The 14,997-nt window shown below is 60.2% G+C and carries 13 protein-coding genes; 8 read left to right on the top strand and 5 right to left on the bottom strand.

The window, feature by feature from the left end; all coding sequences use genetic code 11:
• From L861_RS25015 to L861_RS08700, 3 genes are all read right to left on the bottom strand, one after another.
• Positions 1–387: aldehyde dehydrogenase family protein (locus L861_RS25015; protein ID WP_236617119.1), on the bottom strand; the 387-nt coding region annotated here is incomplete at its 3' end.
• A gap of 16 nt (positions 388–403) precedes the next feature.
• On the bottom strand, positions 404–1,390 hold the full coding sequence (araD1, locus tag L861_RS08705; RefSeq protein WP_016416692.1) for an AraD1 family protein: 987 nt from the start codon (positions 1,388–1,390) through the stop codon (positions 404–406).
• 155 nt (positions 1,391–1,545) lie between these two features.
• Positions 1,546–2,565: a TRAP transporter substrate-binding protein gene (locus tag L861_RS08700; RefSeq protein ID WP_016416691.1), complete on the bottom strand. Its 1,020-nt coding sequence runs from the start codon at positions 2,563–2,565 to the stop codon at positions 1,546–1,548.
• 320 nt (positions 2,566–2,885) lie between these two features.
• On the opposite strand from L861_RS08700, the gene L861_RS08695 reads away from it, so the two are divergent.
• Positions 2,886–3,812, top strand: coding sequence for a Gfo/Idh/MocA family protein (locus L861_RS08695; RefSeq protein ID WP_021029147.1), 927 nt, complete (start codon positions 2,886–2,888; stop codon positions 3,810–3,812).
• A gap of 2 nt (positions 3,813–3,814) precedes the next feature.
• On the opposite strand, the gene L861_RS08690 is transcribed toward L861_RS08695, so the two are convergent.
• Both L861_RS08690 and L861_RS08685 read right to left on the bottom strand, forming a co-directional pair.
• On the bottom strand, positions 3,815–4,228 hold the full coding sequence (locus tag L861_RS08690) for a hypothetical protein (protein ID WP_016416689.1): 414 nt from the start codon (positions 4,226–4,228) through the stop codon (positions 3,815–3,817).
• Between the two features lie 21 nt (positions 4,229–4,249).
• Positions 4,250–5,209, bottom strand: a complete 960-nt coding sequence (locus L861_RS08685) for a LysR substrate-binding domain-containing protein (protein ID WP_016416688.1) — start codon at positions 5,207–5,209, stop codon at positions 4,250–4,252.
• 177 nt (positions 5,210–5,386) lie between these two features.
• Between L861_RS08685 and L861_RS08680 the strand changes: the two genes are divergently transcribed.
• The 7 genes from L861_RS08680 (at position 5,387) to L861_RS08650 (ending at position 14,963) form a co-directional block, all read left to right on the top strand.
• Positions 5,387–6,604 (top strand): aldose epimerase family protein, encoded by a 1,218-nt coding sequence (locus L861_RS08680; protein ID WP_016416687.1) that lies wholly within the window; start codon positions 5,387–5,389, stop codon positions 6,602–6,604.
• 122 nt (positions 6,605–6,726) lie between these two features.
• On the top strand, positions 6,727–7,722 hold the full coding sequence (locus tag L861_RS08675; RefSeq protein WP_016416686.1) for an arabinose ABC transporter substrate-binding protein: 996 nt from the start codon (positions 6,727–6,729) through the stop codon (positions 7,720–7,722).
• Between the two features lie 59 nt (positions 7,723–7,781).
• Positions 7,782–9,275, top strand: a complete 1,494-nt coding sequence (gene araG, locus L861_RS08670; protein ID WP_027947513.1) for an L-arabinose ABC transporter ATP-binding protein AraG — start codon at positions 7,782–7,784, stop codon at positions 9,273–9,275.
• A gap of 37 nt (positions 9,276–9,312) precedes the next feature.
• Positions 9,313–10,329 (top strand): L-arabinose ABC transporter permease AraH, encoded by a 1,017-nt coding sequence (gene araH / locus L861_RS08665; RefSeq protein WP_016416684.1) that lies wholly within the window; start codon positions 9,313–9,315, stop codon positions 10,327–10,329.
• Positions 10,330–10,357: 28 nt separating this feature from the next.
• Entirely contained in the window at positions 10,358–12,103 is a 1,746-nt protein-coding gene (locus L861_RS08660; protein ID WP_016416683.1) for an IlvD/Edd family dehydratase, read from the top strand.
• A gap of 24 nt (positions 12,104–12,127) precedes the next feature.
• On the top strand, positions 12,128–13,018 hold the full coding sequence (locus L861_RS08655) for an SMP-30/gluconolactonase/LRE family protein (RefSeq protein ID WP_016416682.1): 891 nt from the start codon (positions 12,128–12,130) through the stop codon (positions 13,016–13,018).
• Between the two features lie 139 nt (positions 13,019–13,157).
• Positions 13,158–14,963, top strand: a complete 1,806-nt coding sequence (locus L861_RS08650) for an IlvD/Edd family dehydratase (protein WP_027947514.1) — start codon at positions 13,158–13,160, stop codon at positions 14,961–14,963.
• Positions 14,964–14,997: the final 34 nt, after the last annotated feature.

The following is a 14,997-nucleotide window of genomic DNA, read 5'->3' as shown; positions in this document are numbered from 1 at the left end:
CGGGTCGATGCGCACGTCGAGCCACTCGCCAGCGCGCACCACGGATGCGAACAGGCGCAACTGACCGCAGGTGCGGCCGCGTTCGCCCTCGAGTCGCGCGCGGGGCAGGCCGGTCTCGGCCATACCGCGTTCGATCAGGTCGTCGCCGATGGCCTCGATCTCGCTGGCGATGGTCTCCAGAAACATCGCGCGGTCTTCCTTCGAGGTCTCGCGATACGTGCCATACGCTGCTTCGGCCAGGGCGCAGGCTTGATCGACTTCCTCTTTGCCGGCACCCAGATATGCCGGGGTCAATGTCTCGTCGGTAGCCGGATTGATGGCGCGGATCTCGATTTGTTTGCCTTTGATGGCCTGTTGGCCAATCAGTAATTTGCCTTCCAGTGTCATCTTCGGCTCCTTGTCGTCACAGTGAATGAATTCGGACGTCGGTGGTATCTGCCTCGAAGAGTAGCGGATTGCGCAGTGGCCGCCCGAAAGCAGAAAGGTCGATCTCGAAGCGATCGCCGTCGCAGGTCTGGATACCATCGGCGAAGCTCAGGGTCGCGGTGCCGAAGAAATGCACATGCACGTCGCCGGGACGCCGAAAGTTTGCATATTTGAAGTGGTGATATTCCAGGTTGGCCAGGCTGTGAGCCATATTGGCCTCGCCGGTCAAAAACGGCTTTTCCCACAGCGTTTCGCCATCGCGCACGATGCGGCTGTTGCCTTCCAGGTGCTGGGGCAACTCGCCGATCCACAGCTCCGGCCCGAAGCTGCAGGCACGTAGTTTGGAATGGGCTAGCCATAGATAGTTGAAACGCTCGGTCACATGATCGGAGAACTCGTTACCGATGGCGTAGCCGACCCGCCACGGGCGTCCACCGTCGTCGACTACATAGAGTCCGGCGAGTTCCGGTTCCTCACCGGCATCCTCGGCGAAGGCTGGCACCGGGATTGGGGCTTCCGGGGCCACGATACAGCCACCGTCACCCTTGTAGAACCACTCCGGCTGGGCACCGCTCTCGCCAGGCGCGGGCTTGCCGCCTTCGACACCGAGCTTGAACATGCGCATGGAATCGGTCAATTCGGCCTCATTGGCCTGGGCCTTGGCATGCATCGACGCGCGGGTGTCGGCACTACCCAGGTGGGTCAGGCCGGTACCGGTCACCAGGCAATGCGCGGGATCGGGATGGGTCAGCGGTGGCAGCAAGTGGCGTTCGTCGATCAAGGCCTGGTAGTCGAGCCGGGTGTCGGTCACCGATGACTCGACGATATCGCCGAGCGATTTCCCGGCCGCGATGGCGCGATGGGCCAGCGTATAAGTGTCGGCATCGAGCAGCCTGACCTGGCGTTCGTCTTCGACCAGAGCGGCTCGCGCTTGGCCTTGGTAATCACATTGGATCAAGCGCATGGCGCGATTTCCTCATTGGTGTTGAAAGGGGGATCACAGCGGCCAAATAGCCAATTGCGGCCACATCAACAGCGCCGCCAGACATGGGGGGCTCCATGAATTACGCGGGTCGCCAGTGATACTGACGACCCACGGTAGGTTGGCGTGCAGTAGGATCAGAGCAGGTTACGCGAATGCAGGAAGGACGTGGCCGAATCGTAGATCTTCTGGGTCATCTCATTCTGGCCAGCCCATTCCTGCCACTCCTGTTCCGCTGCGGCACTGAACTTCTTGCGTTCCTCGGCAGGTAGGTCATAGGGATGAACATCGGGATTTTCCTGGAGCTTCTGCAGGGTTTCGATGTCCTGTGCCTTGAGACGCGCGATCAGGTCATAGGCCATACCGTCGAACGCCGTCTTGAGCGTGGCCTGCAGGTCTTCGGGCAGGCCATCCCAGATTTCCTTGTTGATCGATACGGCGATCATCGGCATGGAATGAAAGCCTGGATAAAGCGGGTAGGGAGCGAAGGCATGCAGGCCCATGGCGTCGTTGTTGGAGAGCACCGTGGAGTCGGCGGCGTCGATCACACCCTTCTCCAACGCGGTATAAACTTCGGAACCAGGCAAGTTCACCGGACTGGCACCGATACGCTCGAAGATGTTATAGACCATGCCTTGTGGTGCGCGGATCTTCAGGCCTTGGAAGTCCTCGAGAGTCTTGATGGGCTCGGTGGAGGGCACCGATTCCAGTGGGAAGGTTGCCGCACCGATCAGGTGTACGCCATAGGGCTCGACCAACTCGTTGTAGAGCGTTTCGCCGCCACCTTGCTTCATGTATTCAAGAAAATCGTAGGGATCGTTCCAGGCCCCTACCAGATTGCCTAGCATGCCAAAGGCCGGGTTCTGGCCCGAGAAATAGCTGGGGTCGGTCATATGTCCTTGCAGGATGCCAGCGCTGACGGCGTCCAGGGTTTCAGTGGGACCGACCACGGAATTGATCGGCATCACCTCGATCTCGACGCGGCCATCGGTCATCGTGGTGATCTTGTCGGCCCACTCCTGCTTGATCTTGAAGCTGGGTTCACCGGACGTCTCCGAGGCCTGGAACTTCCACTCATATTCCGCTGCCTGGGCGGTGGACAACCCCAGCAGTAGTGCCGAGCCTGTCAGGATAAGACTGTATTTGAGGTTGAGCATGTGTGGGTCTCCAAGGGGGTGTTGTTCTAGTCTTTGTCTGAAAACTGTCTGCGCTCGCCCATACGGCGTTAAAAATCAGCTCAAAATGCTCATTTACACCCACGTAAACTCCGCTTTCTCGCTGATGCTTGCCTTGTCTGGCCTTCGCTCGTCGACTTTTCAGGCAAAGCCTTGCAAGGGATGACTTTCACGTTGAGCGAGTGTCTTGTATGTTGAACATAAAAGTTTCATGTTCAACATATACTTTAGTAGTGTCGCGTTTTACGCGGACCATGCTTGGCATTCAGAATGCTCCTTTTCTCATCACGACGGGCAATCCCATGAGCACTATCGATATCGGTCTAGTGGGTGTTGGCAAGATCGCTTGCGATCAGCACCTTCCGGCCATTGATTCCAGCCCCGATTTTCGCTTGGTAGCGACTGCCGACCCACATAGCCGCTTGGATGGCGTCGACGGTTACGATTCGCTGGCGGCCATGCTCAATGGCGTGCCAGGTCTGCAGGCGGTGGCAATCTGCACGCCGACGCATTTGCGCTATTCCCAAGCACGTATCGCCTTGGAGCATGGCAAGGGGGTGCTGTTGGAAAAACCGCCCGGGGCAACGCTGAGTGAGGTCGAGGATCTCATCTCGCAGGCCGATCGGCAGGGTTGTCCGTTGTTTGCGGCCTGGCATTCACGGTTTGCTCCCGGTGTAGCCGCGGCTCGCGAATGGTTGGCGGAAAAGGCGATTCATCGTGTTGAGATTGAATGGAAGGAAGACGTGCGAGTCTGGCATCCGGGGCAGGCCTGGATCTGGGAACCCGGTGGCATGGGGGTATTCGACCCAGGGATCAATGCCTTGTCGATCGTTACCCGCATCTTGCCGCGTGCCTTCTTCCTGCGTGAGGCAAGTTTGCAGGTACCAAGCAACTGCCAGACACCGATCGCCGCCGAGTTGTCCTTCAGCGATGCGCAAGACACACCAATCCATGCAGCCTTCGACTTTCGCCAGACCGGCCCCCAGACCTGGGATATCCATGTCGACACCGACGATGGCCGGTTGAGCCTGACCCACGGCGGCAGCCGGTTGGTCATCGGCAGACAGGTCGTACTCGAGGCTGAGGAGCGGGAATACGCCGGGCTGTATGCTCGTTTCGCCGAGTTGGTACGGGCCGGTACCAGCGATGTCGATGTGGCGCCGCTGCGCCATGTGGCGGATGCGTTTCTCTATGGGCACCGTGAGATAGTGGATGCCTTCGTGGAGTGAGGTCACTCAGGCTGTGAGCGGGCGATGAAGTCTGCTGCGATGCGCTGGAGTTCACCGTCTGCGTTTTTCACCCACAGCCGATTGGTGAATTCATGAACGTCACCAGTGACCTCGATCGCGACATGGTCTTCCTCAATGATCTCTATCCCGATATCCGGGGTAAAGGTCACTAGGAAGGGAGCCTTGTCGTCCACTGACTCCCCGCTTCCGAGCAGGAACACGTGGTAGGTGAAGGGAACCGTCGCGCCGCCCTGGTTGTTTCGATAGGCCACGATCCGCACATCATCCGAGAGCCGCACACGAAGTACTTCCCGGTCATAGTTGGGACTGGCTTTTAGGGTGGCCATGACGTAGACGACGGCGGCGATGGCAATGAGGGCGAAGGCGGCAAGCTTAATAGCCTTGGCTTTTTGCATATTCAGTAACCAATCCAATCCCTAGAGTGGCATCATCGACTCTTTCCGATGCGCGATGATATCACGCAACGTGCTCATCAGGGCGCCGGCGCCGGGTGACAGGCGCTGGTCGCGCAGGCTCACCAGACCGTAGGGTTGTACGCTGAGCTTCTCGTGAAAGGGCAGGATGCGGAAGCGCTGAGGGGCACACAACAGGCCGGCCACCTCGCGTGTGGTGGCGGTGATGGTGTCCGATTTGTCTATCAAGGCAAGAGAAACCAGGATGTCCGGTGTGTCGACGATCTGGGCGGGTGGGGCGACCCCTTGGTAAAGAAACAGGCTGTCGACGCGTTGCCGCATCAGGGAGCCGGGAGGTTGCAGCGACCATGGATAGGCTGCCATGGCCACCAGGGTCAGAGGTGAGCGCCCCGTCAGCGGGTGTCCTTCCCGACATACGAAACAGATATCTTCCTCGCCGATTTCCTCGAATACGAAGCGTTCTGTCGAAAAGCCGGCGGGAATACGCGTGATAGCGAAATCCAGTTCTCCTTCCAGCAGGCGCGGGACCAGTGCCTTGCTGACGTCCACGTCGACGCTGATCTTGAGTCCCGGGCGGTCGCGGTGAACCCTCTCGATGGCACTGGTCAGCAGGGTCACGGCCGGGGCCATCACGGTGCCGACCGCCACCATCCCGGCGTTGCCCTCGCGCAGCGCATTCAGCTCTTCGCCGGTATGGCGCAGCTCGGAGAGCATGGTGCGGGCATGACGCACCATGACTTCGCCATACCAGTTGGGGGTCAGGCCCTTGGCATGGCGGTCGAAGAGTCGGGCTCCCAACTGCATCTCGAGATCCCCCAGTAGCTTGGATGCCGCCGGCTGGCTCATCCCCAGTTGGGCTGCAGCCCGGTGCAGGTTGCGCTGTTCGTCCAAGGCCAGGAACAGCTGTAGATGGCGCAACTTTAGTCGCACGCGAAGAAACCAGTCGTCGGCCAAAACACCCATGAGAGCGGCTCTCTTGGTTAGTTGATATATAAAAGCATATCAGAAGTGATGAGTTTTGGGATTGGTTAGTTATAGCAGCCTCTGGCTAACGTATGGCGTGCATCCCGTAGTGACGAATGACAAGGGCGTCGTTACCGATAACAACAATCCCCCGGATTGGGGGCAAAGGAGAGGATCATGTCACTTACTTCCACATTCTCATGCTTGGCGCTAAGTGCTGGCGTTGCTGTTTTGATGTTGGATGGGGCGCAGGCCAGTGACGATGGCGCCGGTGCCTCGGCCGGTGAGAGTGGTGGGGCCATCGAAAAGTCGGCATTTGGCCAACTTCCCGATGGTCGTGAGGTCGATGTTTACCGAATTACCAACACCAACGGTATCGAGATGCGTGTCATCAACTATGGCGGCATCATCGTTTCGTTGAAAACACCCGATATCCATGGCGAATTCGACGATATCGTGCTGGGCTTCGATTCGCTGGAAGAATACCTCTCCGATACATATCGCCAGGCCAACCCTTATTTCGGGGCGCTGATCGGGCGCTATGGGAATCGTATCGCTGGAGGTCAGTTCTCGCTTAATGGAAATGCCTACTCGTTGGCTACCAACGATGGAAACAATCATCTGCACGGAGGCAACCAAGGGTTCGATAAGGTGCTATGGCAGGCGGAGCCATTCGACAATGACGAAGGGGCGGGACTTGTCCTGAGCTATACCAGTGGGGATGGTGAGGAAGGCTATCCAGGTAGGCTGGAAACCCAGGTAACGTACACCCTGACCGATGCCGATGAGTTGATCGTCGATTACCGTGCAACGACTGACAAGGCCACACCCGTCAATCTCACCCAGCACAGTTATTTCAATCTCGAGGGAGAGGGCAGCGGCAACATCCTCGACCATCAACTGATCATCAATGCCGATTCCTTTACCCCGGTGGACCAGACGCTGATTCCTACCGGCGAGATTCGTCCGGTCGTTGGCACGCCGTTCGACTTTACCGAGCCGACACCGATCGGTGAGCGTATCGAACAGGACAATCAACAATTGGTGTTCGGCAAGGGCTACGACCATAACTTCGTTATCTCGGAGTCGGCTGCCGACGATGGACTCGTGTCCGCTGCACGCGTATGGGAGCCCAATAGTGGGCGACTGCTGGAAATTGCCACCACCGAACCAGGGCTGCAATTCTACTCGGGCAATTTCCTTGCCGGTGACCTGATAGGTAAGCGCGGTCAAGCTTATGAGCACCGCTCTGGGTTCGCGCTGGAACCCCAGCATTTTCCCGACTCACCCAATCAGGCCGACTTCCCCTCGACGCTTCTTGAACCGGGTGATACCTACCGTTCGCGCACGGTTTATGCCTTCTCCGTGCAGAAGGGCCTGGAATCTCACCCTTGAGGGCCGTCGGGAGGCAATGGTTGCACACGTTTAGCGGCAACTGAATACATGGCTTCTGGGTAGCCAAAGCCACGCAATGTTCAACAACAACAAAGTCCTTTAGGACTTCAGGAGAACGCCATATGTCATTTACCTCTACGCTCACTCGACTGACGCTTGGTGCCAGCCTGGCACTTGGCGCATTCGGTTCGGTACAGGCCGCCAATGAAGACGTCAAGATGGGCTTTATCGTCAAGAAGCCCGAGCAAGCCTGGTTCATCAACGAACAACGTGCCGCGACCGAGCTCGGCGAGGAAATGGGCTTCGAAGTGGTGAGATTGGCGGGCGAGGACGGCCAGCAAGTTCTCAGCGCCATCGATAACTTGAATTCCCAAGGTGCCCAAGGTTTCGTCATCTGCCCGCCGGACGTGCGTCTGGGCCCGGCGATCATGAATCGTGCCAATCAATATGGGATGAAGGTGGTCACCGTGGATGATCGCTTCGTGGGCAGCGACGGTGAGCCCATCGAAGAGGTGCCTCACTTGGGAATGTCCGGCTACAAGATCGGCCAGCAGGTCGGTGAAGCCATTGCCGCTGAAATGGAAGCGCGTGGCTGGGATCCGCAGGAGGTTGCCGCGTTGCGGATTACCAACTACGAACTGCCCACTGCCAAGGAGCGCACCGACGGTGCTACCGATGCATTGCTGTCGTGGGGCTTCCCCGAAGCCAACATCTTGGATGCGCCACAGCAGAACACCGATACCAGCAGTGCTTTCTCGGCGGCGTCGCCGGTGATCTCCAAGAACGGTGACTTCGAACATTGGGTCATCTATGCGCTCAACGAGGAGAGCGTGCTCGGCGGCGTACGCGCCAGTGAGCAGTACGGACTCAAGGCCGAGGATGTGATCGGCGTGGGCATCAACGGCTCGGGGGCCGCTTTCGCCGAGTTCTCACGGGAAAACCCAACCGGTTTCCACGGCACCGTGGCGGTGAGTTCCACCATGCATGGTCGCCAGACGGCAGAAGATCTCTACGCCTGGATTACCGAAGGTGAGCAGCCGCCCGCCAATACCGAAACCAGCGGCACCCTGATGACCCGCGACAACTGGCAGGAAGTGCGAGCAGAACTTGGCTTGTGAGCCAGTGCGCCCGGGCCACGAGGGTCCGGGCTCCAAGCATTTTCCTGGAGCCCATGATCATGTCTGAACCCTATCTCCGTTTCGATGGCATCAGTGTCGAATTTCCCGGCGTGCGCGCCCTCGACGGTGTCAGTTTCGGTGCCCACGCCGGTCAAGTGCATGCGCTGATGGGCGAGAACGGTGCCGGCAAGTCCACGCTGCTCAAGGTACTCAGTGGCGTCAACCGAGTCACCGAAGGCGCCCTGTGGATCGATGGCGAGCGCCATGTGTTCTCCAATGCCAGGGAAGCCTTGGGCCAGGGCATCGCCATCATCTATCAGGAATTGACCCTGTCGCCAAACATGTCGGTGGCCGAGAACCTGCTGCTCGGGCAACTCCCGGAGAAACGAGGTTTCATCGATCGCCGTCGGTTGCGCGAGCAGGCCCTGCAGATTCTCAAGGATCTTGGCGAGGAGGATATCCACCCCTCCACCAAGGTCCGTGACCTGTCCATCGGTCAACAGCAGATGATCGAGATTGGGCGCGCTTTGTTGCGCGACGCCCGCGTGATCGCCTTCGACGAACCGACCAGCAGCTTGTCGGTGCAGGAAACCCGTCAACTCAAGCGCATCGTCAAGCGCCTACGCGATGAAGGGCGGGTGGTGCTCTATGTCACCCATCGCATGGAGGAAGTCTTCGAGATGTGTGATGCGGTCACGGTGTTTCGTGACGGTCGACACATTCGCACGCATGACAATCTCGATGCCCTCGATCACGACACCCTGGTCAGCGAGATGGTGGGTCGGGATATCGAAGACGTCTACGGCTATCGCCCGCGCGAGCAAGGCGAGGTGATGGTCGAGATCGACGCTATCGAAGGGCGAGGCGTAAACGTGCCGGTCAGCTTCGGTATCAGGAGAGGGGAGATTCTTGGGCTATTTGGCTTGGTTGGTGCCGGCCGCAGTGAACTCATGCGCTTGGTATGCGGCGTGGAAATACCCCGCTCGGGAGAGGTGCGCTTCGGCGGTGAGCCGCGGCGTTTCAAGAGCCCATCGGAAGCCATTCGTGCCGGTATCGCCATGTGCCCGGAGGATCGCAAGTCGCAGGGGATCTTTCCCGTCGCCAGCGTGACCGACAACCTCAACGTCAGTTGCCGACGCTTCTTCAAGCGCTGGGGGATGTTCCGCAACCCGCGTCGTGAACTTGCCAACACAGACGACTATATCCGCCGCTTGAGTATCAAGACGCCGGGGCCGAAGACCCGTATCAACACCCTGTCCGGTGGCAATCAGCAGAAGGTGATTCTGGCTCGCTGGCTGTCAGAGGAGATCGAGCTGTTCGTCATGGACGAACCCACGCGAGGCATCGATGTCGGCGCGCGTCGCGACATCTATACCCTGCTCTACGATCTGGCCGAGCAGGGTAAGAGCGTGGTGGTGATCTCCAGCGACCTGGCTGAGGTCAGTTCGATCTGCGATCGCATCGGCGTGATGCGCGACGGAGAACTGGTCGACATCGTGCCCCGCGACGAGGCGACCCCCGAGCGCCTGTTAGGGCTGGCGCTGCCCGCCTGACGCACCAACGATAACAATTCTCTTGGGAGAAGACTTCATGACGACCAACAAGCTTGTGCAGGGCGGTGATGCCAGTGTGCCGGCCCACCCCCAAGGGCGCCAGGGACTGGTCAAGCCGTTACGCACTTTGCTCGATACCTCCGGGCTGATCGCCATCTTCGTGGTGCTGTTCGTGGCACTGTCCGTATTCATTCCCGACTTCCTGACCGGTCGTAACATGGTCGGGCTGCTGCTCTCGGTGACCCTGATCGGCACTATCGCCACCACCATGATGATGGTTCTGGCGCTGGGCGAGGTGGACCTGTCGGTAGCTTCCATCGTGGCCTTTGCGGGCGTAGTGGCGGCGGTCGTGACCTCGATGTCCGGCAGTGTCGTCATCGGTGTGCTGGGAGGCGTGGTAGCCGGCGGGGCCGTGGGGGCCTTCAACGGCTTCGTGGTGGCCCGCTTCGGCATCAATTCGCTGATTGCCACCCTGGCCGCCATGGAGTTCGTGCGTGGCCTGGCCTACATCACGTCCGGCGGCGATGCGGTGATGATCACCGTACCGGCCTTCTTTGACTTGGGCAGCGCTTCCTTCCTCGGGCTGACGCTGCCGGTGTGGACCATGATTGCCTGCTTCGTGATCTTCGGCGTTCTGCTCAACATGACCGCTTTCGGTCGCAACGTGCTGGCCACCGGCGGCAACCCCGAAGCGGCGGCCCTGGCCGGCGTCAATGTGCGACGCCTGAAGATCATCGTCTTTGGCCTGCAAGGGGTCGTCGCCGGTATCGCCGGGGTGCTGCTGACCTCGCGCATGGGGCTTGGCGACCCCAATACCTCGATGGGCCTCGAACTGGCCGTCATCTCGGCCTGTGTGCTGGGGGGCGTGGCGCTGTCTGGCGGCGTCGCCTCGATCACCGGTGTGCTGGTCGGGGTGCTGATCATGGGCTGTGTGCAGAACGCCATGGGGCTGCTCAATGTGCCGACCTTCTATCAGTACCTGGTGCGTGGCGCCATCCTGCTGCTGGCGGTGATGTTCGACCGCTGGAAGCAGACCCGACGCCAGCGCGCCTGATTCGCTTTCTTTGCAGGAGATCTCGTGTATGACCGATCGCAAGCGTCCTTTGCGTTCCGCCCAGTGGTTTGGCAGTGCCGACAAGAACGGCTTCATGTACCGCAGTTGGATGAAGAACCAGGGCATTCCCGATCACGAATTCCAGGGCAAGCCGATCATCGGCATCTGCAATACCTGGTCGGAACTGACGCCTTGCAACGCCCACTTCCGCAAGCTTGCCGAACACGTAAAGAAAGGGGTGCTGGAGGCTGGTGGTTATCCGGTGGAGTTTCCGGTGTTCTCCAACGGTGAGTCCAACCTGCGTCCTACCGCGATGTTCACCCGCAACCTGGCGAGTATGGACGTCGAAGAGGCGATACGCGGTAACCCCATGGACGCGGTGGTGTTGCTGGTGGGCTGCGACAAGACCACGCCGGCGCTGTTGATGGGCGCGGCCAGTTGCGACCTGCCGACCATCGTGGTCACCGGTGGGCCGATGCTCAACGGCAAGCACCAAGGCAAGGACATTGGTTCAGGAACCGTGGTCTGGCAGCTCTCCGAGCAGGTCAAGGCCGGCAAGATCTCGATGCATGACTTCATGGCTGCTGAGGCGGGAATGTCACGCTCGGCGGGAACCTGCAACACCATGGGTACTGCCTCGACCATGGCTTGCATGGCCGAATCGCTGGGCACTTCGCTGCCACATAATGCCGCGATTCCCGCCGTGGATTCACGTCGCTACGTGCTGGCGCACCTCTCCGGCATGCGTATCGTCGATATGGTCGACGAGGATCTGATACTGTCCAAGGTGCTGACGCGCGAGGCTTTCGAGAACGCCATTCGTACCAATGCCGCCATTGGTGGCTCCACCAACGCGGTGGTGCACCTCAAGGCCATCGCCGGGCGGATCGGCGTCGATCTCGAACTCGACGACTGGACGCGTATTGGCCGTGGCACGCCGACCATCGTCGATTTGCAGCCTTCCGGGCGTTTCCTGATGGAAGAGTTCTACTACGCGGGTGGCCTGCCTGCCGTACTGCGTCGTCTGGGAGAGGCCGAGCGTTTGCCGCACAAGGATGCATTGACCGTCAACGGCCAGACCCTGTGGGAGAACGTCAAGGACGCGCCGCTCTACAACGACGAGGTGATCCGCCCGCTGGACAATCCGCTGCGCGAGGATGGTGGCATCTGCATCCTGCACGGCAACCTGGCGCCTCGCGGTGCGGTGCTCAAGCCCTCCGCGGCCAGCCCCGAGTTGATGAAGCATCGTGGCAAGGCAGTGGTTTTCGATGACTTCGATCATTACAAGGCACGCATCAACGACCCTGATTTGGATGTCGACGCCGACAGCATCCTGGTAATGCGTAACTGCGGACCGCGTGGCTATCACGGCATGGCCGAGGTAGGCAACATGGGGCTGCCCGCCAAATTGTTGGAGCAGGGCGTGACCGACATGGTGCGTATTTCCGATGCGCGTATGAGCGGTACTGCCTACGGCACCGTGGTGCTACATGTGGCCCCGGAGGCCGCTGCCGGTGGGCCGCTGGCTGCGGTGCGTGACGGCGACTGGATCGAACTTGATTGCGATGCCGGGCGGCTGCATCTGGATATCAGCGATGCCGAGCTAGAGGTGCGCCTGGCAGAGAACGACCCCACCGAGAAGTCGCGGCGCATTGCCAGTGATGGCGGTTATCGTCAGCTCTATATCGAACACGTGCTGCAGGCCGATGAGGGCTGCGACTTCGACTTTCTGGTCGGCAAACGGGGTGCGGAAGTGCCACGTCACTCGCACTGATCCCGTAACAGGGGGAGAAAACCGATGGTCGATGCCTCGATGATCGAATGTGTGTGGCGTGGGCGGGCAACGCTCGGTGAAGGTCCCTTATGGTGTCCCGAGCGTGGCGCCGCCGGTCAATTGCTGTTCGTCGATATCCTCGGAAAGCGACTGCATGCCTACGACCTGGCTAGTGGCAACACCCAAGGCTGGGAACTCGAGGAAGCCTGTTGCTGGCTGGTGCCGCGCGACGACGGCGATGGCTTCATCGCTGGACTGCGTTCGCGACTAGTGCATTTGCGACTTAACGAGAGCGGGCCGACTATCGTTGCCGAATGGGCCACGCCCGGCGGCGAGCCGGCAGGCAACCGTTTCAACGATGCCAAGGTCGATCCTCATGGCCGGCTGTGGTTTGGTTCCATGGACGATGATGCCGTACGTTCCAGCGGGGCGCTCTACCGTTTGGATCGGGAGGGGCCGGCACGAGTCGATGACGGTTATCGTGTCGCCAACGGCCCGGCCATCAGCCCAGATGGGCGTACCCTCTATCACAGCGACACGCCACGTCGAATCATCTATGCCTTTGATCTGTCCGTTTCGGGGGAGCTTTCCAGCAAGCGGGAACATATTCGCTTCAGTGAGACACAGGGCTTCCCCGATGGCATGACCTGCGATGCCGAGGGTGGGCTATGGGTGGCGCATTGGGACGGGGGACGGTTGAGTCGTTTCCGGCCCGATGGTGGCTTGGACGAGACATTGACCCTGCCGGCCTCGCGGGTCACGTCCTGCGCGTTCGGTGGCACACAACTGGATCAGTTGTTCATTACCACGGCTGCCCTCGAGCGCGATCAGGAAGGTGTTGCCGGAGGACTGTTTCGAGTGGTGCCGGGCGTGAAGGGAGTCCCGCTTCCTGCTTGTGCCATTGCTGCTTTGTGATAACGATAATATGTTGAACATATAAAACTATTGTTATACATACTCATGTCTATGTATTGGCTACTATAGGGGCTCGATGGATTCGTCCGGCGTAAGCAGGCGACTGAGAACTTCTCATCCCTATGAGTAAGGCATGGATATGAGTGACCACAAGCACAGGATCGTACCCGATCAGCTTCGTTCGCGCTGGTGGTTCGACAACCCCGACCATCCGGGTACCACCGCGCTGTGTATCGAACGCTACCTGAACTACGGCATCACGCTGGAGGAGTTGACCAGCGGCAAGCCGATCATTGGCATCTGCCAGTCGGGATCCGATCTCACGCCGTGCAACCGACACCACATCGAACTGGTCAAGCGGGTCAAGGACGGCATCCGCGCTGCTGGTGGGGTGCCGTTCGAGTTTCCCTTGCACCCCATCCACGAGAACGTGCGTCGGCCGACGGCGGCGCTCGACCGTAACCTGGCCTACCTGGGGCTGGTCGAGGTACTGCACGGCTATCCGCTGGATGGGGTAGTGCTGACCACCGGATGCGACAAGACCACTCCGGCGTGCTTGATGGCCGCGGCAACAGTCAATATCCCGGCCATCGTGCTCTCCGGTGGGCCAATGCTCAACAGCTGGCGCGACAATGAGCGGGTTGGCTCTGGCACCATCATCTGGGAGCTTCGCAAGCGCCTGGCTGCCGGCGATATCGACTACGACGAGTTCCTGTCACGGGCCACCGATTCGGCACCTTCTATCGGCCACTGCAACACCATGGGCACCGCCTCGACCATGAACTCGATGGCCGAGGCATTGGGTATGAGCCTGCCGGGTTCGGCGATGATTCCGGCGCCCTACAAGGAGCGTGCCGCCGTGGCCTATGACACCGGCAAGCGCAGCGTCGAGATGGTATGGGAGGATCTGCGTCCCTCCGATATCCTGACACGTGCCGCGTTCGAGAACGCCATCGTGGTCTGCTCGGCGCTGGGGGGCTCCTCCAATGCGCCGATCCACATCAACGCTATTGCTCGCCACGCTGGCGTCGAACTGACCAACGACGACTGGCAGCAGCTAGGACACAAGATCCCGCTGTTGGCTAACGTGATGCCAGCCGGGGCCTATCTGTCCGAGGAGTTCCACCGCGCCGGCGGGGTGCCAGCGGTGCTCCATGAACTGCTCGATGCCGGTAAGCTCCATGCCGAGGTGATGACCATCAATGGTCAGACGCTCGGGGCCAACGTGCAGGGTCGCGAGACGCAGGATCCCGAAGTGATCCGCCGCTACGCCAATCCGCTGGTCGAGCACGCTGGGTTCCTCAATCTCAAGGGCAACCTGTTCGACTCGGCACTGATGAAGACCAGCGTCATTTCCGCTGACTTCCGCCGGCGCTTCCTCAACGATCCCAGCGACCCCGACGCCTTCGAGGGCAGGGTGGCGGTGTTCGATGGTTCGGAGGACTATCACGCGCGTATCGACGATCCGGCGTTGAACATCGATGAGACCAGCATCCTGGTAATGCGCGGTGCCGGGCCAGTCGGCCACCCGGGTGGGGCCGAGGTGGTCAACATGCAGCCTCCCGAAGCCCTACTGAAGCGCGGTATAGAATCGCTGCCATGCCTGGGCGACGGGCGCCAGTCGGGCACGTCTGGTTCGCCGTCGATCCTTAACGCCTCGCCGGAGGCGGCCACCGGCGGTGGCCTGGCGTTGCTGGAGACTGGTGACCGCTTGAGAGTCGATTTGAGGCGTGGCGAGGTGCGGGTATTGATCGACGATGCCGAACTCGCGAAACGGCGCCGGCGCCTCGAGGCTCAAGGCGGCTATCGCTATCCTGCCCATCAAACCCCATGGCAGGAGATTCAGCGCACCCTGGTCGAGCCGCTCGATCGCGGAATGACGCTGGAGCCGGCGACCAAGTACCGTGACGTAGCGCGGCGTAGCCCGCCGCGTGACAACCATTGAGATTAGGCAGCGAATGTCGCTGAACGACCGCCCA

It is taken from the genome of Litchfieldella anticariensis FP35 = DSM 16096 (genome assembly GCF_000409775.1).
Lineage (GTDB): Bacteria > Pseudomonadota > Gammaproteobacteria > Pseudomonadales > Halomonadaceae > Litchfieldella > Litchfieldella anticariensis.
This window is presented reverse-complemented; position numbering and strand designations above follow the sequence as displayed.

Excerpts from the sequence above, each read along its gene's own strand:
- L861_RS08700 (WP_016416691.1), bottom strand. The coding sequence starts at position 2,565 with ATGCTCAACCTCAAATACAGTCTTATCCTGACAGGCTCGGCACTACTG.
- L861_RS08690 (WP_016416689.1), bottom strand. The coding sequence starts at position 4,228 with ATGCAAAAAGCCAAGGCTATTAAGCTTGCCGCCTTCGCCCTCATTGCC.
- L861_RS08675 (WP_016416686.1), top strand. The coding sequence starts at position 6,727 with ATGTCATTTACCTCTACGCTCACTCGACTGACGCTTGGTGCCAGCCTG.
- araG (WP_027947513.1), top strand. The coding sequence starts at position 7,782 with ATGTCTGAACCCTATCTCCGTTTCGATGGCATCAGTGTCGAATTTCCC.
- L861_RS08650 (WP_027947514.1), top strand. The coding sequence starts at position 13,158 with ATGAGTGACCACAAGCACAGGATCGTACCCGATCAGCTTCGTTCGCGC.
- araH (WP_016416684.1), top strand. The coding sequence starts at position 9,313 with ATGACGACCAACAAGCTTGTGCAGGGCGGTGATGCCAGTGTGCCGGCC.
- L861_RS08655 (WP_016416682.1), top strand. The coding sequence starts at position 12,128 with ATGGTCGATGCCTCGATGATCGAATGTGTGTGGCGTGGGCGGGCAACG.
- L861_RS08680 (WP_016416687.1), top strand. The coding sequence starts at position 5,387 with ATGTCACTTACTTCCACATTCTCATGCTTGGCGCTAAGTGCTGGCGTT.
- L861_RS08685 (WP_016416688.1), bottom strand. The coding sequence starts at position 5,209 with ATGGGTGTTTTGGCCGACGACTGGTTTCTTCGCGTGCGACTAAAGTTG.
- araD1 (WP_016416692.1), bottom strand. The coding sequence starts at position 1,390 with ATGCGCTTGATCCAATGTGATTACCAAGGCCAAGCGCGAGCCGCTCTG.
- L861_RS08695 (WP_021029147.1), top strand. The coding sequence starts at position 2,886 with ATGAGCACTATCGATATCGGTCTAGTGGGTGTTGGCAAGATCGCTTGC.
- L861_RS08660 (WP_016416683.1), top strand. The coding sequence starts at position 10,358 with ATGACCGATCGCAAGCGTCCTTTGCGTTCCGCCCAGTGGTTTGGCAGT.